Source organism: Pseudomonas sp. MF7453 (assembly GCF_016405455.1).
Taxonomy (GTDB): Bacteria; Pseudomonadota; Gammaproteobacteria; order Pseudomonadales; family Pseudomonadaceae; genus Aquipseudomonas; species Aquipseudomonas paralactis.
Genome location: NZ_JAEKCN010000015.1, coordinates 92,831 through 118,036, shown reverse-complemented (window position 1 = coordinate 118,036; position 25,206 = coordinate 92,831). Strand labels below are relative to the sequence as shown.

Annotated in this window: 22 protein-coding genes; 16 read left to right on the top strand and 6 right to left on the bottom strand. The window is 61.6% G+C overall.

The annotated features are described in order from the left end of the window. Positions 1 to 33: 33 nt before the first annotated feature. Both JFT63_RS22635 and cueR read left to right on the top strand, forming a co-directional pair. A complete protein-coding gene (locus JFT63_RS22635; protein ID WP_186563002.1) occupies positions 34 to 2,235 on the top strand; it encodes a heavy metal translocating P-type ATPase in 2,202 nt (733 codons plus the stop codon). Beyond that, positions 2,232 to 2,633: a Cu(I)-responsive transcriptional regulator gene (cueR, locus tag JFT63_RS22630; RefSeq protein ID WP_003188242.1), complete on the top strand. Its 402-nt coding sequence runs from the start codon at positions 2,232 to 2,234 to the stop codon at positions 2,631 to 2,633. The genes JFT63_RS22635 and cueR overlap by 4 nt, the downstream gene beginning before the upstream one ends. Positions 2,634 to 2,761: 128 nt before the next feature. Here the strand turns inward: cueR and JFT63_RS22625 are convergent, their stop codons facing one another. Next, on the bottom strand, positions 2,762 to 3,661 hold the full coding sequence (locus tag JFT63_RS22625; RefSeq protein ID WP_003188241.1) for a PA4780 family RIO1-like protein kinase: 900 nt from the start codon (positions 3,659 to 3,661) through the stop codon (positions 2,762 to 2,764). 216 nt (positions 3,662 to 3,877) lie between these two features. After that, positions 3,878 to 5,155: an acetyl-CoA C-acetyltransferase gene (locus tag JFT63_RS22620; RefSeq protein WP_057702685.1), complete on the bottom strand. Its 1,278-nt coding sequence runs from the start codon at positions 5,153 to 5,155 to the stop codon at positions 3,878 to 3,880. Between the two features lie 105 nt (positions 5,156 to 5,260). Between JFT63_RS22620 and JFT63_RS22615 the strand changes: the two genes are divergently transcribed. The 4 genes from JFT63_RS22615 (at position 5,261) to JFT63_RS22600 (ending at position 11,411) form a co-directional block, all read left to right on the top strand. Further along, positions 5,261 to 6,613, top strand: a complete 1,353-nt coding sequence (locus tag JFT63_RS22615; protein WP_198844817.1) for a 3-oxoacyl-ACP reductase — start codon at positions 5,261 to 5,263, stop codon at positions 6,611 to 6,613. Positions 6,614 to 6,615: 2 nt separating this feature from the next. Then, positions 6,616 to 7,464: a MaoC family dehydratase gene (locus tag JFT63_RS22610; protein WP_057702683.1), complete on the top strand. Its 849-nt coding sequence runs from the start codon at positions 6,616 to 6,618 to the stop codon at positions 7,462 to 7,464. A 301-nt stretch (positions 7,465 to 7,765) separates the two neighbouring features. After that, positions 7,766 to 9,544, top strand: a complete 1,779-nt coding sequence (locus tag JFT63_RS22605) for a collagen-like triple helix repeat-containing protein (RefSeq protein WP_198844816.1) — start codon at positions 7,766 to 7,768, stop codon at positions 9,542 to 9,544. 184 nt (positions 9,545 to 9,728) lie between these two features. Beyond that, the gene (locus JFT63_RS22600; protein ID WP_198844815.1) at positions 9,729 to 11,411 is read left to right on the top strand and encodes a ShlB/FhaC/HecB family hemolysin secretion/activation protein; all 1,683 of its coding nucleotides are present in this window, start codon (positions 9,729 to 9,731) and stop codon (positions 11,409 to 11,411) included. Between the two features lie 594 nt (positions 11,412 to 12,005). Here the strand turns inward: JFT63_RS22600 and JFT63_RS22595 are convergent. Then, entirely contained in the window at positions 12,006 to 12,407 is a 402-nt protein-coding gene (locus tag JFT63_RS22595; protein WP_057702681.1) for a response regulator, read from the bottom strand. Positions 12,408 to 12,459: 52 nt separating this feature from the next. Beyond that, complete coding sequence (locus JFT63_RS22590) at positions 12,460 to 12,657, bottom strand: Flp family type IVb pilin (protein ID WP_198707460.1); 198 nt, start codon at positions 12,655 to 12,657, stop codon at positions 12,460 to 12,462. 334 nt (positions 12,658 to 12,991) lie between these two features. Between JFT63_RS22590 and cpaB the strand changes: the two genes are divergently transcribed. From cpaB to JFT63_RS22550, 8 genes are read left to right on the top strand one after another with little or no spacing between them, the layout of a single operon-like run. After that, positions 12,992 to 13,936, top strand: coding sequence for a Flp pilus assembly protein CpaB (cpaB, locus tag JFT63_RS22585; RefSeq protein ID WP_057702679.1), 945 nt, complete (start codon positions 12,992 to 12,994; stop codon positions 13,934 to 13,936). Between the two features lie 19 nt (positions 13,937 to 13,955). Then, complete coding sequence (locus tag JFT63_RS22580; protein WP_198707459.1) at positions 13,956 to 15,167, top strand: type II and III secretion system protein family protein; 1,212 nt, start codon at positions 13,956 to 13,958, stop codon at positions 15,165 to 15,167. Further along, positions 15,164 to 16,357: an AAA family ATPase gene (locus JFT63_RS22575; protein WP_198844814.1), complete on the top strand. Its 1,194-nt coding sequence runs from the start codon at positions 15,164 to 15,166 to the stop codon at positions 16,355 to 16,357. Before JFT63_RS22580 ends, JFT63_RS22575 begins: the two co-directional genes overlap by 4 nt. Then, positions 16,354 to 17,625, top strand: a complete 1,272-nt coding sequence (locus JFT63_RS22570; protein ID WP_057702676.1) for a CpaF family protein — start codon at positions 16,354 to 16,356, stop codon at positions 17,623 to 17,625. Before JFT63_RS22575 ends, JFT63_RS22570 begins: the two co-directional genes overlap by 4 nt. A gap of 8 nt (positions 17,626 to 17,633) precedes the next feature. After that, positions 17,634 to 18,515 (top strand): type II secretion system F family protein, encoded by an 882-nt coding sequence (locus JFT63_RS22565; protein WP_198844813.1) that lies wholly within the window; start codon positions 17,634 to 17,636, stop codon positions 18,513 to 18,515. A 1-nt stretch (position 18,516) separates the two neighbouring features. Then, complete coding sequence (locus JFT63_RS22560; protein WP_057702674.1) at positions 18,517 to 19,404, top strand: type II secretion system F family protein; 888 nt, start codon at positions 18,517 to 18,519, stop codon at positions 19,402 to 19,404. Between the two features lie 10 nt (positions 19,405 to 19,414). Further along, positions 19,415 to 20,134 (top strand): tetratricopeptide repeat protein, encoded by a 720-nt coding sequence (locus tag JFT63_RS22555; protein WP_198844812.1) that lies wholly within the window; start codon positions 19,415 to 19,417, stop codon positions 20,132 to 20,134. Between the two features lie 10 nt (positions 20,135 to 20,144). Then, positions 20,145 to 20,414 (top strand): DUF3613 domain-containing protein, encoded by a 270-nt coding sequence (locus tag JFT63_RS22550; RefSeq protein ID WP_198844811.1) that lies wholly within the window; start codon positions 20,145 to 20,147, stop codon positions 20,412 to 20,414. 43 nt (positions 20,415 to 20,457) lie between these two features. Here JFT63_RS22550 and JFT63_RS22545 read toward each other — a convergent pair whose 3' ends face one another. Then, on the bottom strand, positions 20,458 to 21,243 hold the full coding sequence (locus tag JFT63_RS22545; protein WP_057702671.1) for a response regulator transcription factor: 786 nt from the start codon (positions 21,241 to 21,243) through the stop codon (positions 20,458 to 20,460). Between the two features lie 123 nt (positions 21,244 to 21,366). Beyond that, positions 21,367 to 21,816, bottom strand: a complete 450-nt coding sequence (locus tag JFT63_RS22540) for a prepilin peptidase (RefSeq protein ID WP_057702670.1) — start codon at positions 21,814 to 21,816, stop codon at positions 21,367 to 21,369. A gap of 71 nt (positions 21,817 to 21,887) precedes the next feature. Between JFT63_RS22540 and JFT63_RS22535 the strand changes: the two genes are divergently transcribed. Further along, entirely contained in the window at positions 21,888 to 22,325 is a 438-nt protein-coding gene (locus JFT63_RS22535; RefSeq protein WP_057702669.1) for a TadE family protein, read from the top strand. Continuing rightward, entirely contained in the window at positions 22,322 to 25,063 is a 2,742-nt protein-coding gene (locus JFT63_RS22530; protein ID WP_198844810.1) for a PAS domain-containing sensor histidine kinase, read from the top strand. Before JFT63_RS22535 ends, JFT63_RS22530 begins: the two co-directional genes overlap by 4 nt. Positions 25,064 to 25,206 lie beyond the last annotated feature (143 nt).

Sequence of the window (25,206 nt, the reverse complement as noted above, 5' to 3'; positions counted from 1 at the left end):
TCCTAGTGGCAACTTCTTCTGGAGGACTGCCCCATGAATGGATCCACCACATTTGACTTGCCCATCGGCGGCATGACCTGCGCCAGTTGCGCCGGCCGCGTCGAACGCGCGCTGGGCAAAGTGCCGGGGGTGCAGCGCGTCAGCGTCAACCTGGCCAACGAACGCGCCCATATCGAAGTGCTCGGCCAGATGGACGCCAGCGTATTGATCGCCGCCGTCGACAAGGCCGGCTACACCGCCACCTTGCCCCAAAGCGAAACCGCCACCGAAGCCGACCAGGCCGGGCGCCTGCGTCGCGAGCGCTGGGCGCTGGTGGCGGGGATTGTGCTGGCGTTGCCCCTGGTGCTGCCGATGCTGGTAGAACCCTTCGGCTTGCACTGGATGCTACCGGCCTGGATACAGTTTGCCCTGGCCACGCCAGTGCAGTTTATTTTGGGTGCACGCTTTTATGTCGCCGCGTGGAAAGCCGTGCGCGCCGGCGCCGGTAACATGGACCTGCTGGTGGCGATCGGCACCAGCGCCGGCTACGGCCTGAGTATCTATGAATGGCTCACCGCCGCCCCGGGCGTGACGCCGCACCTGTACTTCGAAGCGTCAGCGGTGGTCATCGCCCTGGTGCTGCTGGGCAAATACCTGGAAAGCCGCGCCAAGCGCCAGACCGCCAGCGCCATCCGCGCCCTTGAAGCCTTGCGGCCGGAACGGGCGATCCGCGTGCAGGACGGCCGCGAAGAAGATGTCGCAATCAATGCCTTGAAGCACGGTGACCTGGTGCTGGTAAAACCCGGCGAACGCTTCCCGGTGGACGGTGAAGTGGTGGAAGGCCAAAGCCATGCCGATGAAGCGCTGATCAGCGGCGAAAGCCTGCCGGTGCCAAAACAGCCGGGCGACCCGGTTACCGGTGGCGCCATCAACGGTGAAGGCCGCTTGTTGGTACGCACCCTGGCCCTGGGCGCGGAGAGCGTGTTGGCACGTATCATTCGCCTGGTCGAAGACGCCCAGGCCGCCAAGGCGCCGATCCAGAAACTGGTGGATAAAGTCAGCCAGGTGTTTGTACCGGCCGTGTTGGTATTGGCACTGATCACCGTAGTGGGCTGGTGGTGGTATGGCGCATCGCTGGAAACCGCGATCATCAATGCGGTTGCCGTGTTGGTGATCGCTTGCCCTTGTGCCCTGGGCCTGGCCACACCGACCGCCATCATGGCCGGCACCGGCGTCGCCGCACGCCACGGTATTCTGATCAAGGATGCCGAAGCCCTGGAACGCGCCCATGCCGTAAGCGCCGTGGTGTTCGACAAGACCGGCACCCTGACCTCCGGCGCGCCGAAGATTGCACACCTGGCGGCAGTTGATGGCAATGAAGCCCTGTTGTTGCAACAGGCCGGCGCCTTGCAGCGTGGCAGTGAACACCCACTGGCCAAAGCCGTGCTGGATGCCTGCCAGGAGAAAGGCCTGAACGTGGCCGATGTAAGCGCCAGCCAATCCCTGACCGGGCGCGGCATTGCCGGTACGCTGGACGGTCGGCCGCTGGCCCTGGGCAATCGACGCCTGCTGGAAGAAACCGGCCTGGATGCGGGCGATTTGGCTCAGCGCGCCAAGGAATGGGAAGCCGAAGGCCGCACCTTGTCCTGGTTGATCGAGCAAGGTGCGCAACCGCGCGTGCTGGGCCTGTTTGCGTTTGGCGACACCCTCAAGCCCGGCGCACTGGAGGCGGTGCAACAACTCAAGGCGCAGCACATCAGCAGCCACCTGATTACCGGCGATAACCACGGCAGTGCGCGGGTCGTTGCGCAGGCGTTGGGTATCGATGATGTGCACGCCGAAGTCCTGCCGGCCTACAAAGCTGCCGCCGTTGCCGAACTGAAAAAAACCGGTGTGGTGGCCATGGTGGGCGACGGCATCAACGATGCGCCGGCCCTGGCCGCTGCCGATATCGGCATTGCCATGGGCGGCGGCACCGACGTGGCCATGCACGCCGCCGGTATCACCTTGATGCGCGGCGACCCGCGCCTGGTGCCGGCGGCCCTGGAGATCAGCCGCAAGACCTACGCAAAAATTCGACAGAATCTGTTCTGGGCCTTTGTGTATAACTTGATCGGCATTCCCCTGGCCGCCTTCGGCCTGCTCAACCCGGTGCTGGCTGGCGCGGCCATGGCCTTGTCCAGCGTCAGCGTGGTGAGCAACGCGCTGTTGCTGAAAACCTGGAAACCCAAGGACTTGGAGGATCAACGCCCATGAACATCGGCCAAGCCGCCCGCACCAGCGGGCTGAGTGCAAAGATGATTCGCTACTACGAATCCATCGGCCTGCTGAAAACGGCCCATCGCACCGACAGCGGCTACCGGGTGTATGGCCATGACGACCTGCACACCCTGACGTTTATCAAGCGCTCGCGGGACCTGGGGTTTTCACTGGAAGAGGTCGGCAAGCTGCTGACCCTGTGGGAAGACCGGCAACGAGCCAGCGCCGACGTAAAAGCCCTGGCGCGCCAGCACATTGACGAGTTGAACCACAAGATTCGCGAGCTGGGGCAACTGCGCGATACCTTGCAGGACCTGATGGAGCACTGCCAGGGCGATCATCGGCCCGATTGCCCGATACTCAAGGAGTTGGCGGCGGGGAACTGCTGTGCCTGACTGGACAAACACAAAACCAAATGTGGGAGCTGGCTTGCCTGCAATAGCATCACCCCGGTGTCACTGATACACCAAGGTGTCTGCATCGCAGGCAAGCCAGCTCCCACATTGGAACGCGCCGTTGTGAGTTACTGCATCCAGGGCGGCGGCGGTGGCTCGTCCGGCACTTTGCTCGGAGGCGCATCGTCTGCCGCGCGAATCGCCTGGCGACGCTCTTCGTCCAGCCGCGCCGCTTCGATTTCGCGGATGACACCGCCCACGTCCGCCAGCTCTTCCGGTTCGTCGAACTCACCGGTCAATACACTGGCCGGGTGCAAGGTGCCGGCTTCGTACAGCGCCCACATTTCCTTGGCGTACTTGGTCTTCTTCAGCTCCGGGGCAAAGCGCCCGAAGTAGGAAGCCATGTTCCCCACGTCCCGCTCCAGCATATTGAATGCGTGGTTGTTGCCCGCCGCATCCACGGCCTGAGGCAGGTCGATGATCACCGGGCCCGTTGGCGTGAGCAGTACGTTGAACTCCGACAGGTCACCATGCACCAGGCCAGTGCACAACATCAGCACAATCTGCGAAATCAGGAAGGCGTGGTATTCGCGCGCCTGGTCCGGGTCCAGCACTACGTCATTCAGACGCGGCGCCGCATCGCCGTACTCGTCGGCCACCAACTCCATCAACAGCACGCCTTCAAGAAAGTCGTACGGCTTGGGCACGCGAACGCCCGCACCGGCCAGGCGGAACAGCGCCGCCACTTCGGCGTTCTGCCAGGCATCTTCGGTTTCTTTCTTGCCGAACTTGGAGCCCTTGGCCATGGCTCGCGCCTGGCGACTGTTACGGACCTTACGGCCTTCCTGGTATTCGGACGCCTGACGAAAACTTCGTTTATTCGCCTCCTTGTAAACCTTGGCGCAACGCAATTCATTGCCGCAGCGCACCACATAAACAGCTGCTTCTTTACCACTCATCAGAGGGCGCAGCACTTCGTCGACCAGACCGTCTTCGATCAGGGGTTCAATGCGTTTAGGAGTCTTCATCAGCTTTTATTGTGGGTCCTGTATTACCAAACACGCGTGTGGCACTCGTTATACGGCAATCGGCTCGTTGGAGGGAGAGGCTACCGCAATTTCCTGCAGGAGCGAGCTTGCTTGCGAAGAACTCAAAGGCAACGCATTTATCCAGAATGCACGCGTTATCGTTGACGTCTTTCGCGAGCAAGCTCGCTCCTACAGGGGTTACTCGTCAAGCCTCTTTCATCGTTCAATGATAGCTGTCACACCCTGGCCGCCCGCAGCGCAAATCGAAATCAAGCCCCGCCCTTTACCCGCCGCGTCCAACAATTTGGCGAGGTTGGCAACGATGCGCCCGCCGGTGGCGGCAAACGGATGGCCCGCCGCCAACGAACTGCCCTTGACATTGAGCCGGCTGCGATCGATAGCGCCCAGCGGAGCATCCAGGCCCAGGCGTGTCTTGCAATAATCGGCGTCTTCCCACGCCTTGAGCGTGCACAACACCTGGGCAGCAAAGGCTTCGTGGATCTCGTAGTAATCAAAGTCCTGCAAGCTCAGGCCGTTGCGAGCCAGCAAGCGCGGCACCGCATATACCGGCGCCATCAACAGGCCCTCGGCACCGTTGACAAAATCCACCGCCGCCGCTTCGCCATCACGCAGGTACGCCAGAATCGGCAGGCCACGTTCCTTGGCCCACGCCTCGCTGCCCAGCAGCACCAGGGAGGCCCCATCGGTCAGCGGCGTGGAGTTGCCGGCGGTCAGCGTGCCCTTTTCGCTGCGCTCGAAGGCGGGCTTGAGGCTGGCGAGTTTTTCCAGGGTCAGGTCCGGGCGCAGGTTGTTGTCACGGGTGAGGCCGAGAAACGGCGTGAGCAAATCGTTGTGCCAGCCTTCGGCGTAGGACGCGGCCATCTTCTGATGGCTCTCCAGCGCCAACTGGTCTTGCTCGGCACGCGGGATCTGCCAGGTCTGAGCCATCAGCTCGCAGTGCTGGCCCATGGACAGTCCGGTGCGCGGTTCACCGTTGCGCGGCAACTCGGGCTTGAGGTGCTGGGGGCGAAGTTGTAACAGAACTTTTAATTTGTCCGCCATGGACTTGCTGCGGTTGGCTTTGAGCAGCAGCTTGCGTAGCCCCTCATTCACCCCAATCGGTGCATCGGACGTGGTATCCACCCCACCGGCAATGCCGCATTCGATCTGGCCCAGGGCAATTTTGTTGGCCACCAGCAACGCTGCTTCCAGGCCCGTGCCGCAGGCTTGCTGGATGTCGTACGCCGGGGTCTGCGGCGACAACCGCGAACCGAGCACGCATTCGCGGGTCAGGTTGAAATCGCGGGAATGCTTGAGCACCGCGCCGGCGGCCACCTCGCCCATGCGCAGACCGTGCAGGTTGTAGCGCTCGATCAGGCCCTCCAGGGCGGCGGTCAGCATCGCCTGGTTACTCGCCGTGGCGTAAGGGCCATTGGAACGGGCGAAAGGAATGCGGTTACCGCCAATGATCGCCACTCGGCGCAATTGAGTCATGAAAAGCTCCCTCTGTCGGTTATGGGCTTGATCACTGAGCCTAGTCGAACGACTGCTACCCTGGGATGGTCAACCCTTTGAACCCCAGCCTTCGGAGAGCGTTCCATGTCTGACCGTTATATCGACTTCGCCAACTCAAGCCTCGGCCATCGCCTGGTCGCCGCCATTGGCCTGCCGTCACCGGTACGCCTGGAACGCTGGCAAGCCGGACGCCTGCGCCCGGTCGAAGGCGCACTGTTGCTGGGCGGCGGCGCGTTGACCCACAAGGTGCTGGCGTTTGCCAATAGGCTCACCGATGCGGTTTACAGCTACGGCGCAGAAGCCTCAACGGCATCCGCGTGGATTCCGGGGCATGGCCCCAGGCTCAAGGCAGTGGTGTTCGACGCCAGCGACTTGAAGCACACCTACCAGCTCAAGCAACTGCGTGAGTTCTTCCAGCCGTTGCTGAAAAACCTCGACCACAGTGCGCACCTGGTGATCCTCGGCCGTGCGCCGGAAAGCCTCAGCGACCCGTTTGCCGCCAGCGCCCAGCGCGCCCTGGAAGGCTTCAGCCGCTCGCTGGCCAAGGAACTGCGCAGCGGGGGTGTGTTGCAGTTGCTGTATGTAGGTGACGGGGCCGAGGACCAGTTGGAGGGCGCGCTGCGGTTTTTCCTTTCGCCCAAAAGCGCTTACATCTCGGGCCAGGTCATTCGCCTGTCAGCCTGTGACACCCCGGTCGAAGACTGGACGCGTCCACTGGCGGGACGCAAGGCGCTGGTCACGGGCGCCGCCCGGGGCATCGGTGCATCCATCGCTGAAACCCTGGCCCGGGATGGCGCCGAGGTGATCCTGCTCGATGTGCCCCAGGCCAAGGCTGACCTCGAAGCACTGGCCGCACGCCTGAATGCGCGTACGCTGGTGCTGGACATCTGCGCCGAAAACGCCGCCAGCCAGTTGGTTGAACACCTGCCCGACGGGCTCGATATTCTGGTGCACAACGCCGGCATCACCCGCGACAAAACCCTGGCCAACATGACCCCGGAGTACTGGGACGCGGTGCTGGCAGTGAACCTCAATGCCCCGCAAGTGCTGACCAAGGCCCTGCTCGACAGCGGCACCCTGCACGACAATGCGCGGGTCGTGCTGCTGGCCTCCATCAGTGGCATCGCCGGCAATCGCGGGCAAACCAACTATGCCGCGAGCAAGGCCGGTTTGATCGGCCTGGCCCAGGCATGGGCGCCCCTGTTGAAGGAGCGCGGGATCAGCATCAATGCCGTGGCACCGGGCTTTATCGAAACCCAGATGACTGCGCACATCCCGTTTGCCCTGCGCGAGGCCGGGCGACGCATGAGCTCCCTTGGCCAAGGCGGCGTGCCACAGGACGTGGCCGAAGCGGTTGCCTGGCTCGGTCAGCCGGGTTCTGGCGCGGTCAGCGGCCAGGCACTACGGGTGTGTGGGCAAAGTCTTCTGGGAGCGTAAGCATGCAATGGCAAACCTTGGACAGCACACCGTCGCTACTCCCGCTGTACTGGCGTGCAGCGCTCAAGCGCAAGATCACCGGCAGCACCTTGCCCGAACGCGGCTGGCGCTGTCGGGTCCACGTCGATCCCAAGGCCGTTGCGGCGTACCGCAAGGTCTGCGGATTTACTGACAGCCCGATGCTGCCGGCGACTTATCCGCACATTCTGGCGTTCGGCCTGCAATTGCAACTGTTGACCGACAAGGCGTTTCCGTTTCCGCTGTTGGGGCTGGTCCACTTGAACAATCGCATCCGGATTCATCGACCTCTGGGCGGCGTGGGCGATGTGAGCATCGGCGTGTACGCACACAACCTTCAGCCCCACGCCAAGGGCGCGACCTTTGACATTGCGACCGTGGTCGAAGATGCCCTTGGGCTGCTATGGGAAGCCCAAAGCCAGATGCTCTGCCGGGGCGTGAAGCTTGAAGGCCAAGCGCCGAATAACAGCGTGCTGGCCCCAGGACCTCTTAATGAACTGACACGCTGGAAAGCGCCCACCGATATCGGTCGCCGCTATGCCCGGGTGTCCGGTGATTACAACCCCATCCATCTCAGTGCGCCGACGGCCAAGCTGTTCGGGTTTCCCCAAGCCATCGCCCATGGGCTGTGGAACAAGGCCCGTACCCTTGCAGCGCTGGGGGAACATCTGCCGGCCGCCAATATTGAAATCGACGTTGAATTCAGAAAACCCGTGCGCCTGCCCAGTGAAGTGATCTTGCGGAGTAGCGCAGCCGGTTCCAGTGGTGAATGGGAACTTAAAGGGGTGGGCGACCTTCAGCACATGGTCGGAAAGTGGCAACCGATTGCATGAAAAACACTGATTAATTGTATATATACATCCAAAGTTATAGCGGACCTTACGAGGTCCGCTATTTTATTCAACGCTCTGATTTTCATCATTTAAATATTCTTTAACATCCTTGCCCTACACCCTTTGTATTAGTCGCTAAGTCAACGAACGCCCGGGGTATATAAATTGTTAATACCAAGTTGAGCGTTGTGCGAAAGAGCGCCATGACCTGAGATAGCCCCACGGACAAACTTATTGCTGCCCCAAGAAGTAGCGAAGGTTTGAAACAACCCAGGTTGTACCAGGTGCAAGGAACTCAATCATGAAAACTCAAGTCGTGTTTTGGAAGGCAAGTACTGCGTTGGCCCTGATTCTGGCGATGAGCCTCGGCGGTTGCAGCAGCGGTGGTGGCGGGCATAAATCCAGCGTGGCAGAGTCCTCGCCGGATGCTGGCGCAGGTGCGGGTACAGGTGGCGGTGACGGCGGCACGGGCGGTGGAACTGGCGGTGGCACCGGCGGGACTGATGGTGGCACTGGCGGCACAGGTGGCGGCACCGGCGGCACTGATGGCGGCACTGGCGGAACTGGCGGCGGCACCGGCGGGACTGGCGGCGGCACCGGCGGGACTGGCGGCGGCACCGGCGGGACTGGTGGCGGTACCGGCGGGACTGGCGGCGGCACCGGCGGGACTGGTGGCGGCACCGGCGGGACTGGTGGCGGCACCGGCGGGACTGGCGGCGGCACTGGCGGTACCGGCGGTGGTACTGGCTCGACAACCACCCCGCTGGTCACCGGCCAGATCGCCGGTACCCTCGGCACTACCGTGGGCAATGTCGGCACAGCGGTTGGTAACCTCGGCTCCACCCTCAACGGTGTACCTATCGTCGGCGGCACCGCAGGCGGCCTGGTGACCTCGGCGGGTACTGCTGTGACCAGCATCGGTACCGGCGTGACCAACGGTTTGGGCTCACTGGGCACCAATACCAACTCCCTCGGCACCACTGTCGCCGGGGTCGGGACTGGCGTTGCCAACCTGGGTACCGGTGTTTCCACTACCGGCCAGAACGTGACGACGCTGTTGGGTGCTGTCCCAGTGGTAGGCACCACAGTAGCGCCACTGGCGGGTAACTTGGTGGGCACTGTCGGCAATACCGTCACCATGATTGGCAACACCTTGACCACTGAAAGCACCAGCGGCCAGTTGAGTGGCCTTACGGGTACTGTCGGAAGCAAAGTCCTGGTACCCGTCATCTCGATGGTTGAAGGTGTAACCGGAAAAATCGGTACCACTACCGGCCTGGGCACCCCATTGAATGGTGTGCTCGATAAAGTCGGTAGCACTGTCACCAGCCTGGGCGGCCAAGTAGCCGGCGCCGGTGGTGGCAACCCTGTCACAGCGGCGGTCGGCGGCGTACTGGCCGGCGTAGGCAATGTGGCGAATACTGCGGGTGGCTACGTCGCGCCAGCCGGTGCAACCAGTGGCGGTAGCGGGATCGGTGGTGCGCTTTCGGGAAGCCCCGTGGCAGGTTTGCCGGAAACCGTCGGTGGTGCCATCGCCAACGTGGGTAACGGCCTGCTCGCTGGCAATACCACCAACGTTGTGGGCACTGTCGGCATGACCGTCGCTTCGGTCGGCGCTACTGTCGCATCCGTGGGCTCTTTGACTGGCGGCACAGGCCTCGCCAACACCGCGACAACTTCGCCTATCGCAGGTTTGACCACCAATGTCGGCGCAGCCCTTAATCCGGTGACGACACCCGTCGCAGGCTTGACTCAATCCATTGGTGCCACTACCGGTCTGGGCGACCCCGTCAATGGTGCACTGCTGAAAGTCGGTGAAGTCGTCGCGTCCGTAGGCAGCACTGTTAACGCAGCCAGCCCTAACCCAGTCGTCGGCGCAGTCGCTAATGTTCTCGCGACCGTGGGTGGCACCGTCCATTCTGGCGGCACCCTGGTCACCGGCGGTACTGGCGCGACTACCGGCACCGGTCTGGGCGGCTTGCTCGGTGGTGTAACAGGCGGCGCGACTACCGGCGGTGCAAGTACAGCGCCAGCAACTGGCCTGGGGGGTCTACTCGGCGGCCTGGGAGCTAAAAAATAGAATTGCACCTGGCCGATTAGACGGCCTCCCCTACAGCGCCTACGCTTGGTTGAGACGAGAGACCCTAAATAAGTCTCTCGTCTTTTTTATGGGCGACGCCTTGTAATGAACCGCCGCCCTCCCGAACCGAGTCCCAGAACCCGGCGGGCCCGAAGCGCTGCTGCAGTTGACCATGGAGTGTCCTATGCGCGTATTAACGCCGTTGTTAATGCTAACCCTCAGCGCTTACGCCCAGGCCGAGCCCCTTCCCAGCTTTTTGAACAGCAACGACACCGTCCGCACCTTGCCGACCCCCAACCTGCCCGCCGATGCCTATCGCCCGACCACGCCGCAAACCCAAGTGCCTGAAGCGCCACCGACTGCCGGGCAACCCCTGTTGATGGACACCAAGGTCACTATCCGCAAGCTGCAAATCGAAGGCGGCACCGTCTACCCGCTCACCGAGACAGCCCAGGTTTATGCACCGCTGATTGGCCGGGAGACCAACCTCGCGCAATTGATCGAAGCAACCCGTGGCATCACTCGCCGCTACCAGGAAGACGGTTACCTGCTGTCCTACGCGTTCCTGCCGCAGCAGAATTTCGAAAACGGCCTGGTCCGCGTCGTCCTGGTGGAGGGCTACATCAAGGACTACCAGCAAACCGGCGACATCGGCTCGGTGTCGGCCTACGTCGACAAGCTGGCGCAAAAGCTGTTGGCCGAACGCCCGCTGACGCGCAAGACCTTCGAGCGCTACACCACGCTGATGAGCCGTATTCCCGGCCTGACCGTACAAGCCCAGGTACCGCCGCCCGGCACCACCGACGGCGCCACGCACATGCAGATCCAGGCCAGCCGCAAACCTTTCACCACCAGCATGAGCCTGGTGCAAAAAAGCCGTGGCGGTACGCAAGCCTTGCTCAGCGCCACCAGCAACTCGCAAACGTTCATGGGCGAACAGTTGACCGTCAGCGGCCTGTTCCCGCCCGGCGAGGACAAGGAGCATTACTACCGGGTGGATTACAACCAGTTCATCAATGCCGAGGGTACCCAACTGGCACTCGCCGCCGAGCGTTACCGCGCCGATCCCAACAGCCGCGTGCAACTGGACGGCGGTTTCGAGCTCAAGCCGCACCAGTCGATCGATCGCTACTCCATCGGTCTGAGCCACCCGTTTATTGCCTCCCCCAGCGAATCATTGACCCTGGGCACACGCCTGTACGGGGTGGACCAGACCACCCGTTACAAGCTGGTGGGCTACCCGCTGAGTTTCGACATCGAATCCAACCTGCGCGCCCTCGCTTTTGAAGGTGATTGGCGCAAGGCCGACGCACGCCGGTTACGCATCATCAGCGGCGGCCTGTACCGAGGCATCGACGGTTTAGGCGCCAAGGCGCGCAGTGACCTGGACGTGGCAAAACCGGACCTCGATTTTTTCCGCCTGCGCCTCTCCGGCGTGCAAAGCGACAAGTTCTTCGATAACTGGCAAGGCGTGCTTTCAGGTGCGTTGTACTGGAGTAACAACACACTGCCCGACAGCGAACGTGCCACCTTCGGCGGGCAAAATTTCGGGCGTGGCTACCCTGACGACCAGGGGTCGGGCGACAAGGGCTGGGGCGTGGCGTACGAGGTCAACTACAGCTTCAACCGCGCAGGCAACTGGGTGAAGGTCTTGCAACCCTACGTAGTGCTCGACCGCGCCAAGACCTGGTTCAACGACCTGCCGGTTAAATCCAACGACATGTCCTCGGCGGCGGTGGGGTTACGCTTTGGCGATAACAAGTACTACAACATCGCTCTGGAAGCGGCCAAGCCGATGTCGGATGTGGCGCTGGACAGCTTTAATCGACGGCCGCGGTATACGCTGAGTTTCAGTTATCAGCTCTGAAGAGGTTGATGCGTTGACCATTTGTTGAATCAGACCGGGTACATATCCATTGCTGCGGTAACGGCTGCTATGGGTTCCGCCCTTACGGCGGCTCACTTTTGAAAAGCAAAAAAGTAAGCAAAACGCTCTTGCCCCACCACTCGGCACCTCGCTTAGGCTCGGTGTGCCCGTAATCCGCCATGGATTTGGGGGGCCGCCGCCACGCGCCATCCATGGCGCGGGGCGGCTAAACCGGCATCCCTGCCGGTTTACCCCCCAAATCCATGGCGAATTCCGGCCAGCGTGGTTTGACGGGGCGCTTAAGATCAAGATCAAAAGCAGATCAACAACAAGAGCGGCTCGCTTCGCATCGTGGTTACTGCTGGCTGCTACCAGTTGTGTAGAGCTCATCGGGGGCAAGCCCTAATGTCAGTCAGTTAAGCGTACATCGCCCTCTGTAGGAGCGAGCTTGCTCGCGAAAAACCTCAACGATAACGCGGGCTTCCTGAATGAACGCGGCGCCTATGAGTTTTTCGCGAGCAAGCTCGCTCCTACAAAACCTAATCAGCTCAATACCTGTCAGCTGTCAGGCAACACTCGCATTGGATCCATCGATCAAGAGGGCTTCGAGCGGGGAAACAAACTATCCAGCGTATCAATCAAACGCACCAGATAGATCGGCTTGCGAAACAGATCCAGCACCTGCAAGCGCAACATATCGCTGACATCATCCATCTCGGCATGACCGGACATCACGATCACAGGCAAATGCGAGCGTGAGGTGTGTTCGCGCAGGCGCTTAATCAAGGAAATGCCGCTTTCCTCGGGCATACGCAGGTCGGTGATCACCAGGGCGATATCGGGATTAAGTGTCAATTCTTGCAGCGCGAAAGTGACGGATGTGGCGGTATAGCAGACGAATCCCTCGTTCTCGAGGGATTCGGCCAACTCGATCAGCGCATCCTCCTCGTCGTCCACCAACAGGATTTTCTGGCGGGATGACGAGGGGTGGCTCATGGGCAGTACCTGATTAAAGAATCACCAGAACAACAACCTTCAGCAATTATCGTTATGCCGCAGCCGGCAGCCCATCAGACACTTTTTGGAACACGCCTTTTATCTTATCTCCAATCTCAGTGCCGAACGTGATGATAGCCAACGCAACTAGCGCCACGATAATCACATACTCAATGGCCGACGCCCCGTCTCTGCGACGCAGAAATAACTGGGCATGAATGTAAAACTTCAAGAACAGGTCAAGGATCATACGCCTTCTCCTTCATGCGCCAAAAAGCGCCGCTACAGCTGGCCCGCACAATGATTGCCGTGTGCCACTAGAGCATTGTCAACATTTTTAACACTCACAACTGTAAGAACGCATTAATCACAAAGTATTAGTCGCCTTAGACACGCCGTAAAACCTGTATTTACAGGGGTGCGCTTGAACTTCAGATAAATTTTGCGTTCGGTAATGGCATTTCGTCCTAGCTGAGCTACCTTCAAATAGCCAAATCGTTAGTTGTTCATCACAGCCAAGTTGCGAATTTAACTCGTTTGAAGTGACGGGATAAAAGCCGTGCAACAGGATAGGGAGAGCCGTCATGAACAGTCGCATCAGCATGGTCCTGGCGGGTTTGCTGCTTGTTGGAGCCTTGATTGCAGGGTATTGGGGCCTGGTGCTTAGCCGCCCTCCCGTACCGGTAGCGGCTCCATCGCAGAACCCTGTCATTTCTGTTGAAAAAACCGTCGCTGCCGTCGAAGACCAGACCCGCCAGCCGGTGGTGGTGCTGGTAAATGCGGTGCCGCCTTTCGTTGCGCTCACAGCCGCCGATGTTGCCGTGGAAAAACTGCGTACCGTACCGGCCGGCAGTCTGACCAGCCTCGACCAGGCCATCGGCCGCACGCCTTTGCGCGCCCTGAGTGCCGGCACCTGGCTGAACGAAGAGAGTTTCACCGCCGGTGGCCCCCTGGCCCGTATGATCCGCGCCCATGAACGCGCTCTGGCCGTGGCTGTGGATGAAGTCATCGGTGCCGGCGGCCAGTTAAGCCCCGGCGATTACGTGGACGTATTGCTGTTCCTGCGCCAGGACAACGCCAATGCCGAGCAGTCGGCACAGGTGGTCATCCCGGCAATTCGCTTGCTCAGCGTCGGCGATCAACTGGGCCTGGCCAACGACGGTCAACCCGCAGTGCCGCCACCGGCCACGGCCGAAGAGCGCGCCCAGGCGGCGCAGCGCCGTACCGCCGCGCGCAGTGTTGTGTTGGCAGTGCCCGAAGCGCTGCTGAGCCGGCTGATGCTCGCCTCCCAGGCAGGCACCTTGCGCCTGGCCGTGCGCAGCGCCGACGAGCAACTGCTCAGCCGTTACTGGGCCGGCGAAAGCGACACCCCGGACAAGGTACAAAGCGCCAACCGCGACCTCTACCAATTCACTCAATTAGCCCTCAGCGGACCGCCGAAGAAAATCGCCCCCACGGTTGCCGACACCGGCCAGCGTCGCGGCATCGAAGTGATTCGCGGCGCAGCATCAGCACCCCAAACCCCCTGATTGAACAAGGATGCCTTGAATGAGCCAACGCTACGCTCAATTGGCCTTGGCCTTGGCCTTGATGCTGCCGTGCTTGCCCGTGGGCATGGCGATGGCAGCACCGGGTAACTGCAACGCCCTGGGCCAACTGCCCGCTGTGGTTGAGGTGGGCGAGGGTTTGCAAACCGAACTGCACTCTCCGGTGGCGATCACGCGCCTGGCCATTGGTGACCCGAAAATTGCCGACGTGCGCGTCAATGGCGAGCGCAATTTTCTGCTGACCGGCGTCGGCACGGGCGCCACCAGCCTGATGGTGTGGACGAGCTGTTCGACCACACCGCGCCAGAGCATGGTGTTCGTCAAGGGCAAGGCCACTTCGGCGCTGACCAGCCAATCCCTGTCGCCCTCCGAAGACCCGACACTGCCCAGCCAGGTGCAGACCGACATTCGCTTCGTCGAAGTCAGCCGCACCAAGCTCAAGGAAGCCAGCACCAAGATCCTCGGCATGGGCAAAAACTTCTTTCTCGGCAGCCCTGACCTGCTGTCTCCAGCCGAGAGCGTGTTCAAATTGCCGGTGAGCGCTGACAGCTTCAACATCGGTTTTGGCGGTGGGCGAGTCAAGGCATTGATCAACGCGCTGGAAAGCAGCGGCTTTGCCTACACCCTGGCGCGCCCGAGCCTGGTGGCCATGAGCGGCCAGAGCGCGACCTTCCTGGCCGGTGGCGAAGTGCCGATCCCGGTGCCCAGCGCCGGCAGCGATACCATCACCATCGAGTACAAGGAGTTCGGCATTCGCCTGACCCTCACACCCACGGTCATCGACCACAACCGCATCGCCCTGAAAGTCGCGCCTGAAGTGAGCGAGCTGGATTACAACAATGCGATCCGCATCGAAGGCATTCAGGTGCCGGCCCTGACCGTGCGACGTACCGACACCAGCGTGTCGTTGGCCGACGGCGAAAGCTTCGTGATCAGCGGCCTGATCAGCAGTACCAACCGCTCCACCATCGCCAAGCTTCCGGGCCTGGGCGATATCCCGATTCTTGGCGCGTTTTTCCGCGACTCCAATATCCAGAGCGAAGAAAAAGAGCTGCTGATGATCGTCACCCCGCACCTCGTTCGCCCCTTGGCGGCCAATGCGCAACTGCCCTCCTTGCCCGGCGAAAAACTGCGCAACTATGACCCGAACTGGTTCCGCCTGTTCTTCCTGGAAAACGGCAATTTCGACCGTCGCAGTGGACTTTCCCAATGAGCGATAGCCTGAGCCAGACCTTCCTGGCAATCACCCGCAACAGCACCGATCTGGAATGGCTCCAGGGTGCGCTGGCGCCCCTGGGTCAAGTGATCAGCGTGGGCGGCGGCAGCCTTGACGAACTGCTGGCGTTGGTGGATGTGACCTTCTCCAACCTGGTGTTCGTGGGCCTGGACCGCGAGCACCTGGTGGCCCAGAGCGCCTTGATCGAAGGCGCACTGGAAGCCAAGCCAATGCTGGCCGTGGTCGCCCTCGGCGATGGCATGGACAACCAGTTGGTACTCAACGCCATGCGCGCCGGCGCCAGGGATTTTGTCGCCTACGGTTCACGCTCCAGCGAAGTGGCCGGGCTGGTGCGGCGCCTGAGCAAACGCCTGCCGCCCACCGCGCCCAATGCCCACCTTGGTGGCCTGACCGTGCTCTATGGTGCCCAAGGCAACACCGATGGCGCCCTGCTCGCCAGCCACCTGGCGATGGTGGTGCAAAAGAGCGGTCAACAAACCCTGCTGCTCGACCTCGGCCTGCCCAAGGGTGACAGCCTGGCGCTGCTGGGGCTGGAGAGTACGTTCAATTTCGGCGACGCCCTGCGCCACCTGCGCCGCCTCGACACTACGCTGATCAACAGCGCGTTCACCAGCACCGACGATGGCTTGCGGATCCTGGCCTATGCCAATAGCGACGAACCCCTGGAAGTGACCAGCGCCGCCGAGCTGTACATGCTGCTCAGCGCCCTGCGCCAGCACTTCCAACACATTGTGGTGAACCTCACCGGCCAGGCCGACAGCGAAGCGTTGCGCACCTTTGTCAGCCACTGCGACAAGCTGTTGTGGTGCACCGACCAGGGCGTGCTCGACTGCCGCCGTAACCTCGCGGTGCTGAACCTGTGGCGCGAAAAAGGCATGAAACTTGACCACGCCAAGCTGCTTATCGACCGCTATATCAAAGGCTGCGCCCCCGGCACCGAAGCCCTGGAAAAAAGCTTTGGCCTTGAGTGCATCGCCGTGTTGCCCCTGAGCCCCGAAGTGCGCCTGAATGCCAAGAACCAGGGGCAAAGCCTGTTCACCCTGGCGCCACGCGAAGCCTTGACCCAAGCCTTGCGCCAGTTGGGCGAGCGCCTGGCAAAACGCTCCGAGGGCATTGCCAAACCCTCGACGCGTTGGTTCGAGCGCCTGCTGGGGCCCGGTCGATGAACGGCGAAAAACTCTTCGGCGCACCGACTCGCAGTGCGACCACACACAACGATCACGACGGCCTGAAACTGGTGCTGCACCGCTATATCATCGACGCGATCGAAGAGTCCGGACAGAATCTGCTCGAAGGCTCGCGCCAATCCCTGGCGCAATTTGTCATCGACAAAGTGGCCGAATACATCACCCGCATGCACCTGGCGATCTCGCGTTATGAGATGGAGCGCCTGGCCGAAGAAATCGTCGATGAGCTGACCGGCTTCGGCCCACTGGAGGTGCTGCTGCGCGACGTGTCGGTGACCGAGATCCTGGTCAACGGCCCACACCGGGTGTTTATCGAGCGCGACGGCGTGCTGCACCAGAGCGACCTGCGCTTTATCGATGCGCACCATGTGGAACGCGTCATGCAGCGTATCCTCGCGCCACTCGGGCGGCGCCTGGATGAATCCTCGCCGATGGTCGATGCGCGTCTGCCCGACGGCAGCCGGGTCAACGCGATCATCCCGCCAATTGCCCTGGATGGCCCCTGCCTGTCGATCCGAAAGTTTCGCAAGGACATGCTCAAAAGCAGCGACCTGGTGGCGATGCAGACCATTGACCACAGCATCTTCGAATTTTTCCAGGAGGCGGTGGGCAAGCGCTGCAATATCCTTATCAGTGGCGGCACCGGTACCGGCAAGACCACGCTGCTCAATATCCTCAGCCAACTGATCAACCCCCATGAGCGCCTGGTCACCATCGAAGATGTGGCCGAACTGCAACTGGGCCACCCCCATGTGGTGCGCCTGGAAACGCGGCCGCCCAATGCCGAAGGGCATGGCGAGGTCAAGGCCAGCGACCTGATCCGCAACGCCCTGCGGATGCGCCCCGACCGCATCATCCTTGGCGAGATTCGCGGCGTCGAAGTGCTCGACGTGATGACTGCCATGAACACCGGTCACGACGGTTCCATGAGTACCGTGCACGCCAACAATGCCCAGGACGCGCTACTGCGCCTGGAAACCCTGGTGGGCCTGACCGGTCGCGTGGTGGCGGAAAAAACCCTGCGGCAAATGATCTGTGCGGCGCTGGATGTGGTAATCCAGCTCACGCGCCTGCCCGATGGCCGCCGGTGCGTCAGCGAGGTGGTGGAAGTGGTGGGTGTGCGCGACGACGTATACGTCACCAACACCCTGTTTCGCCTGGACCGCCGTACCGGTTTTGGCTTCCTGCGCGAGGCGCTCAACCCGGCCGGCGACAAGCTGCGGCGTGAATCGGCATTGCCGTTGTAGAGGGCACCATGACCGGACTTATCTTGCTGCTCGTCTGCGTCCTGCTGGTCAGCCTGTCTATCTGGCTGTTCCAGCGTGGGTTACGTCAGGCCGGCACCGACCGCGTGCTGGAGCGTCTCGCCGATGGCCAGCCGTTGCTTCAGGAACCCAACGGCAGCTGGATCGCACTGGAGCGCATGTTTCAGCGCGCCGGCCTGGGCAAACCCACCGATCGCCTGGGCTTGTGGCTCAGCGGCTGGGTGGTAGCCATGTTGCTCGGCTACCTGCTGGCCGACGGGCTGGGCCTGCTCGTCATGCTGATCATGCCGTCGCTGCTGCTGCGTGCGTATATCGCTTGGCGCTACCAACGGCGGGTGCAGCGCATGATCGAACAATTGCCGCAACTGCTGGACCACAGCGTGCGCAGCCTCAAGTCCGGCCGCACCCTGGCCGATGCCGTGCTGGGCGCTATCGACAGCACCGAGGCACCGCTCAAGCAGGCCATGAGCCGCATCCAGCGCAACGTGCAGATGGGCGTAAGCCTGCCCGAATCCGTCAGTGACTTTGCCGAGTTCTATGAACGCGATGAGTTCCGCCTGTTTGCCCTGGGTTTGAAGGTCAACCACCGCTACGGCGGCAACGCCAGCGAGCTGCTGGAAAACCTGATCAAGATGATTCGCGAGCGTGAACAGGGCGCCCGTCAACTCAAGGCCATGACCGGTGAAACCCGCATGACCGCCTACGTGTTGGCCGGCTTGCCGATCGTCATGGTGGGTTACTTCCTGATGGTCAACCCGGGCTATCTGATGAGCATGTGGAATGACGGCACCGGGCGCTATTTATTGTTGGCCGCGGTGGCACTCGACATCACGGGCACCTTTGTCATGTGGCGCATGTTGCGGAGTATTTGAAATGGCGATTTTGATCAGCATTCTGCTGTTGCTCGCCGCCGTCGCCTTGATCGCCGGCAACCTGCTGGAGCAACGGCGCCGCCAGCGTATGGTCAGCCAGCGCCTGCAAGGCCAACTGAGCCGCGAAGACAAACTCGGCAGCCTGATGCGCCAACTGGGCGCAAGCCAGGTGGCCCAGCGCTCGGTCAGCCTGGACAACGAAACACAGACCCTGCTCAACCGTGTCGGCTGGCGCAAGGCCAACCAGCGCTCCATGTTTGCCGCCTGCCAGGTTGGCGTGCCGATCGTGCTGCTGGGCGTGACCCTACTGGGCCAGCAACTGCTGTTTCCCCATGCCGGCTCGCCATGGATCGCGCCGGCGGTTGCCCTGGGGGTCGGTTACCTGGTGCCCAAGCGCGTCCTGGCCCTCAGCGCCAAATATCGCCAGGAGCGCATTGCTCGGGAAATTTCCACGTTCATTCCGCTGCTGCGCATCCTGTTCGAATCAGGCATGGCGGTTGAGCAATCGCTGCGGGTGCTGAGCACCGAAGCACAGCGTCTGCTCCCAGACCTGACCCACGAACTGCGCCTGATCCTGGCGCGGGTCGACTCGGGCCTTGAACTGTCCGAAGAACTGGGCAAGACCGCACGCCTGTTGGCGGTGGACGAGTTCACCGACACCTGCATCATTCTCCAGCAATTGATCCACCAGGGCGGTGGCGCGATGAAGTCGCTGCTGGCGCTCAAGCAATTGCTCGATGACCGACGCCTGACCCGCCTGCAGGAATACATCTCGAAAATGTCGGCGAAGATGTCCGTGGTGATGATGGTGTTCCTGTTTCCAGCCTTGCTGATTGTGCTCGGGGGCCCGGCCATGATCGCCATCTCCCGCGCCCTGAATAACTTCTGAGGAGTCTGTTATGAAGCCATTGATTGTCGCCCTAAGCGTGCTGATGCTGGGCGGCTGCGCCAGTAATGGTCAGGCTCCGTGGGCCGGGTTGCTGGCGCCCGGCAGTTGCCCCAAACCCAGCTCGGACCAGGAGCTGTCCCTGAACCTGGCCGATGACATGGCCAACGAGGGCAAGCTGCACGCCAGCCTGGCCAACCTGCAAAACCTGCCCAGTACCCTGCCCCAGGTGCGCCAGCGCCAGGCCCGCGCCTATCGTTTGCTCGGCCGCACCGAGGCCGAGCCGTTGTACCGCAGTTTGCTCGGCACCTGCCTGGCCGCCGATGGCGAGCACGGCCTGGGGCAACTGGCGTCGGCCAAAGGCGACAACGGCCAGGCCATGGCCCACCTGCAACGTGCAGCACGCCTGGCGCCCACCGACGAAAAAATCCGCAATGACCTGGGTGTGGTGTACCTCGATCAACTGCGCCTGGAAGACGCACGCTTTGAATTCATGACCGCCATCGAGCTCAAGCAGAGCGATCAACTGGCGGCGGTGAACCTGGTGACCTTGCTGATTTACCAGGACAACTGGGAACAGGCCGCCAAAGTGGTCGGCCAACTCGGGCTGAGCCCCGAACAAGTGACCCAAGCCCAAGCCCGCGCGCAACGCATCAAGGGGGCGAGTGCGGCACGTCCATCCAAAGACCAGGTAGCGGCCGTCAGCGACACGCTGCCGGCGTCTGTGAAATAGGGAGTCGATGATGAAATTCCATTACCTCGCCGGCCTTGCACTGCTGGCCCTGCCTTATGCGGCATCGGCCATCGAAGCCGGGCCTTCTTCGCCGCAGCAGGCGGAAACAGAAAACTGGATGGCCCTGCAACTGAGCGGGCGTGCAGCCTCGGCCAACCCGCAAAAGACCACACCGGCAGAACGCGAGCAGGCGCTGAAGCGCTGGCTGGACAGCAACAAGCACCCGATTCCGGAGTTCTTTGATCAGAAGATAGGCGGCACTGCGCAGGGCGGCAAATAACCACTGTAGGAGCGAGCAAGCTCGCTCCTACAGTGGGGCGGTGCTAGTGCGCGGTCACCCGCTGACGCATCGCCGAGTTACTCGGTGATAACGCCAACGCCAACTGGGTACGGTTGTGCATATGGGTCAGGCGCAGCACCTGGGACACGTACAGCTTGACCGTGTTTTCGGTGATCCCCAGTTCACAGGCAATCTGGTAGTTGGTCTGCCCCTTGCCGACCAGGCGCGCCACGTCCAACTGGCGCGGAGACAACTGATTGAAGATCGCCGGGATCTCCACCGGCCCGGCTTCGTCGGCCATCGCCTCGCCGTCGTTGTCCTTGGGCGCCGGGTTACGCCGCACCTTGTCCAGGTCCATATACAAGTCGTTGATGGATTCGGACAGGTACTGCAATTTCTGGTTAAGCGTGCCCAGTTGCAGGTCCTTTTGCCGCTCCTCCAATGCCGCTTCCTGGCGCTTGAGGCCTTCGAGCAATTCATCCAGATTGATTGGCTTCTGGTAGTAATCGGCGATCCCCGCACGCAGGGCCTTGATCACGTCCTGCTTGTCGGCGCGACCGGTGAGCATGATGGCTTCGAATGCACGATGCTTGCCGGCGACGCGTTGCAACGCCTGAACCAGTTCGATGCCGTCCATGTCCGGCATATGCAGATCACACAGCACCAGGCCGATCAGAGGGTCGTCGCTGAAACGCTGGATCGCCTGCTTGCTGGATTCGCACGGGACACAACGGTACCCGCTGCTTTCAAGAAATTCACAGAGCTCCTCTACGATTAACGGTTGATCGTCGACCACGAGCACTTTTATTGCTGATGTAAGCTTGTTCACGCGCTACTCCATGCCTGGCAAGCCAAAGGTTGACCTATCCTTTCTGACGAAAAATCCCACAACCACTCATTAAACGTAGACGTACTTTCTGACTATGTACATAGCATTAATCCACTCGAACGACTAATGGATCCAAAACCAGCTGGCAGCAAAACCTGTCAAAACAAAGGGTGCAAAAGGCTGTTTTGTTGACACTTGCGCCTCCCCTTCAACATGGCTTGAGCTAAGCCATTGATGCATAAGTGTCCAGGCCACCATGGCGATGCCAGCGCCGATCAGCGACCCCAGCAAATACTCGGTACTGGAGGCCAGGCCAAGGGCTGCCAACAACTTCACATCCCCGGCGCCGAAGCGGCCCAGTGCATAGCCCGGCAGGGTCAAGGCCAGCGCCAGCAACAGAGCCATGCCGCCGTCACTGCGCGTAGCACCGAGCCACGTCGAGCCGGCCCAAAGCAGGTAGATCAACGCCAGTAATCCGACGCCCAGGGTCAGCGTATTGGCAATTTGCCGCTGACGCATATCCTGTACGGCGCACAGCCCCAACCACAGCAACATCACTACATTCTGGATCACGTAAAAAACATCCCTTTTTGCCGAATGATTCTATGCTGATATCAGGTATTCGCCTCAGGGTAGACGCAGTCATGAAATCAGGCCTCCCGAGAAAGCAAAAAGGTGCGGCGGCGATCGAGTTTGCCTTGGTCTTCGTGATCTTCTTTGCGGTGTTCTACGGCCTGCTCAGCTACAGCTTGCCGCTGCTGTTGATGCAGTCGTTCCACCAGGCAGCGGCAGAGGGCGTGCGCCGCAGTGTGTCACTGGACCCAGGTACCGCAGGCTATTCGGCCCTGGTTGTGCAGCGCGCCAAAGATGCAGCCCAGGCGCAGTTGAACTGGATCCCCGGTTCTTTAAAGTTTTTGCCCGGCTACATCACCGCCACCTACACCAATAACTTGCTGACGGTGAAAATCACTTATCCATCCGCCAACATCAAAGCGGTATTGCCGGCCCTGGTATTGCCTGGGGTCGGCACCGTTCCGAACCTGCCCACCAACCTGACCGCCACCTCGAGCCTTCAGTTTTGACGACCGGGGATAAATTGTTCGCACGCCTGCGCGGGCGCAGCAGCGCCCTGGCCCTCGACGCGCCGGCAATGCCTGCGCCGGGCCTGCAATTGCAACTGGACAACCTGGGCCAGGTGCTAAGCATTGCCGGTAGTTTGCGGCCTCTGCTCGACCAACGTGTGGCCAATACGCCCAACACACCGTTGCACACGTTGCTGTGCCCGAGCAGCGTGCTGAGTGTGGAAGGGGCGCCGCACCAATGGCAGCGACAGGGGCTGGACCTGGACTTCCAGGGCGCCGCCGACCAAATCCTGCACACCCGCGGCTGGCTTGAGCCCGAAGGTGACGGCTGGTCCCTGCGCCTGCTGGATATCACCGACCTGCTGGCCGACCGGGCACGGATGCAACAGCGCGAGCAGAACCATCAACTCGCCAGCCTGATGAGCGAACAACTGCGCGTGTGCAGCCTCAGCCGCCTGCCTCAGGTATTCAACGAGCACCTGCGCAGCGTGGCCCAGCGCTGGCGCATACCTTGCGTGGCCATGGCGCTGCTCGACGAGGACGATCAGGGCTGGCGCATCTACAGCCAATACGCCGCCCACGATGCACCGGCCCTGTGGCAAACCGGGCAGCACCTGGGCACCAGCCTCGACAGTCTGAACGGCAACATGCCGCTGAACCTGGACATTGCCCTGGGCCGCAGCGAAAACCCGCGCCTGCACGGCATCTTCGGCAACGTCGGCGGTTTGCTGGTGCCGTACCGCGACAGCCACGGCGTGGCGGCCTGGCTGTTGTGTGGCGGCTACGACGGCCAGGTGGAACACACCCGCGAACGTGACTGGCTCACCCTGTGCGCGGCACTCGCCGCGCCACTGTTGAGCCGCCTGCGTGAACAGCGCCACCACCAACAACTGGAACGGCTGGAAGCCTTGCAGGGCCTGCTCGGCACCGGATGGTGGGAACTGTTGCCCGCCACCCAGGAGATCCAGTTGGCGCCACAATTGCTGCGCAACCTGAGCCAGGAGGACGGCCCCACCCGCCAGGCCCTCGACACCTGGCTTGAATTGATCCACCCCGCCGACCGCCAAGCCCTCAGCAGCCGCCTGCAAGACCTGCAAGCCCTGGGCAAGCCCTTGCTGGCCAGCGTACGCCTGCAACGCACGCAGGCCGAGCAGGCGCCGCTCTGGTATCGCATACAGGGCCAAGTGCTGGGCGTTGGCAGTGAACGGCGCTGGATCGGCTTCATGCTCGACATCAGCGACATCAAGAACCAGCAACTGCAAGCCGCCGCCGCCCATGCCCGCCTGGACAACCTGATTGCCAGCTCACCGGCGGTGATCTATGTACAGCGTTACGTCAACGGCGCGCTGCATCCGGCGTTCTTCAGTGCCAGCCTGTTACCGCTGCTGGGCTGGACCTTGGCCGAGTGCAACCACGACACCCTGGCGACGCTGATTCACCCCGACGACCGCGAACTCTACTTTGAGCGTACCCGCCAATTGCTGCGCGAAGGCACCGTGCGCAGCCGCTACCGGCTGCGCGACAAACAAGGCCATTACCACTGGCTGCTCGATGAAGCCAAGCTGTTGCGCGACGACCTCGGCCTGCCGGTGGAAGCCGTGGGCCTGTGGCTGGACGTGACCGAAGCGACCCTGGCGGCCGAGCAAGTGCGCCAGAGTGAAGAGCGCTACCGCATCCTGGTGGAAGACTCGCCGGCAATGATCTGCCGCTACCGCCCCGACCTGATTCTGACCTTCGGCAACACGCCGCTGGCCAACTACCTGGAATGCCTGCCCGCCCAATTGCCGGGCGTCGACCTTGGCCAATGGCTGTCGGATGAACAACGCGCCTCATTTGTGCAACGCATTGCACGACTGACCCCAGAATTCCCGGTCAGCACCGCCGAAATCAGCCTGCAACTGCCCGGCCGCGAACATGCCTGGTGGGTGTGGTCGGACCGTGGCGTGTTTGATCAGCAGGGCACTTTGATAGAAGTACAGGCCGTGGGCCGCGACAACACCGAAGTGCGCCGCTCCCAGCAACAACTGACCCAAAGCGCCAAAATGGCCACCCTCGGCGAAATGGCCACCGGCCTGGCGCACGAGATCAACCAGCCGCTGAACGTGATGCATATGGCCGTCGTCAACGTGCTCAAGCGCCTGAGTAATGGCGATGTGCAAATCGACTACCTCACCGAAAAACTCCAGCGCATCGACGCCCAGGTGCAACGCGCAGCCCGGGTGGTTGACCACATGCGGGTGTTCGGCCGCCGCTCGGAAATCGAGCAGCAACCCTTCGACCCGGCGCAAGCCCTGGAAGGCACCCTGGCATTGCTCAGCGAAGGCTTGCGTGGCAAAGGTGTAGACGTGCGCATCGCACCGGCGGACTTCGCCGTGCAGGTCAAAGGCTATGCCGATCAGTTGGAACAGGTACTGATCAACCTGATGGTCAACGCCCGCGACGCATTGCTCAACCAACGAGAAAAAGACCCTGCCCTGCGCCCCTGGATTGCCCTGCACAGCGAGCATGACCGCCAACATGTACGCATCTGGGTCGAAGACAACGCAGGCGGCATCGACCCGCGCTTACTGGAACGGATTTTCGAGCCATTCTTTACCACCAAACCAATCGGCGTAGGCACCGGACTGGGATTGTCGGTGAGCTATGGCATCGTAGAAAACATGGGCGGACGCCTGAGCGTCACCAATGGCGAGGCCGGGGCGAAGTTTTGCGTTGAATTGCCCATCGTGCAGGCCTAACCCCCCGTAACCACGATGCGAAGCGAGCCGCTCTTGCTTTTGCTCTTGCTCTGCTGTTGCTCTGCTTTTGATCTTGATCTCAGGCGCCCCGTCAAACCACGCTGGCCGGAATTCGCCATGGATTTGGGGGGTAAACCGGCAGG

Coding starts and splice junctions, on each gene's coding strand:
- JFT63_RS22635 (WP_186563002.1), top strand. CDS start 34: ATGAATGGATCCACCACATTTGACTTGCCCATCGGCGGCATGACCTGC.
- cueR (WP_003188242.1), top strand. CDS start 2,232: ATGAACATCGGCCAAGCCGCCCGCACCAGCGGGCTGAGTGCAAAGATG.
- JFT63_RS22625 (WP_003188241.1), bottom strand. CDS start 3,661: ATGAAGACTCCTAAACGCATTGAACCCCTGATCGAAGACGGTCTGGTC.
- JFT63_RS22620 (WP_057702685.1), bottom strand. CDS start 5,155: ATGACTCAATTGCGCCGAGTGGCGATCATTGGCGGTAACCGCATTCCT.
- JFT63_RS22615 (WP_198844817.1), top strand. CDS start 5,261: ATGTCTGACCGTTATATCGACTTCGCCAACTCAAGCCTCGGCCATCGC.
- JFT63_RS22610 (WP_057702683.1), top strand. CDS start 6,616: ATGCAATGGCAAACCTTGGACAGCACACCGTCGCTACTCCCGCTGTAC.
- JFT63_RS22605 (WP_198844816.1), top strand. CDS start 7,766: ATGAAAACTCAAGTCGTGTTTTGGAAGGCAAGTACTGCGTTGGCCCTG.
- JFT63_RS22600 (WP_198844815.1), top strand. CDS start 9,729: ATGCGCGTATTAACGCCGTTGTTAATGCTAACCCTCAGCGCTTACGCC.
- JFT63_RS22595 (WP_057702681.1), bottom strand. CDS start 12,407: ATGAGCCACCCCTCGTCATCCCGCCAGAAAATCCTGTTGGTGGACGAC.
- JFT63_RS22590 (WP_198707460.1), bottom strand. CDS start 12,657: ATGATCCTTGACCTGTTCTTGAAGTTTTACATTCATGCCCAGTTATTT.
- cpaB (WP_057702679.1), top strand. CDS start 12,992: ATGAACAGTCGCATCAGCATGGTCCTGGCGGGTTTGCTGCTTGTTGGA.
- JFT63_RS22580 (WP_198707459.1), top strand. CDS start 13,956: ATGAGCCAACGCTACGCTCAATTGGCCTTGGCCTTGGCCTTGATGCTG.
- JFT63_RS22575 (WP_198844814.1), top strand. CDS start 15,164: ATGAGCGATAGCCTGAGCCAGACCTTCCTGGCAATCACCCGCAACAGC.
- JFT63_RS22570 (WP_057702676.1), top strand. CDS start 16,354: ATGAACGGCGAAAAACTCTTCGGCGCACCGACTCGCAGTGCGACCACA.
- JFT63_RS22565 (WP_198844813.1), top strand. CDS start 17,634: ATGACCGGACTTATCTTGCTGCTCGTCTGCGTCCTGCTGGTCAGCCTG.
- JFT63_RS22560 (WP_057702674.1), top strand. CDS start 18,517: ATGGCGATTTTGATCAGCATTCTGCTGTTGCTCGCCGCCGTCGCCTTG.
- JFT63_RS22555 (WP_198844812.1), top strand. CDS start 19,415: ATGAAGCCATTGATTGTCGCCCTAAGCGTGCTGATGCTGGGCGGCTGC.
- JFT63_RS22550 (WP_198844811.1), top strand. CDS start 20,145: ATGAAATTCCATTACCTCGCCGGCCTTGCACTGCTGGCCCTGCCTTAT.
- JFT63_RS22535 (WP_057702669.1), top strand. CDS start 21,888: ATGAAATCAGGCCTCCCGAGAAAGCAAAAAGGTGCGGCGGCGATCGAG.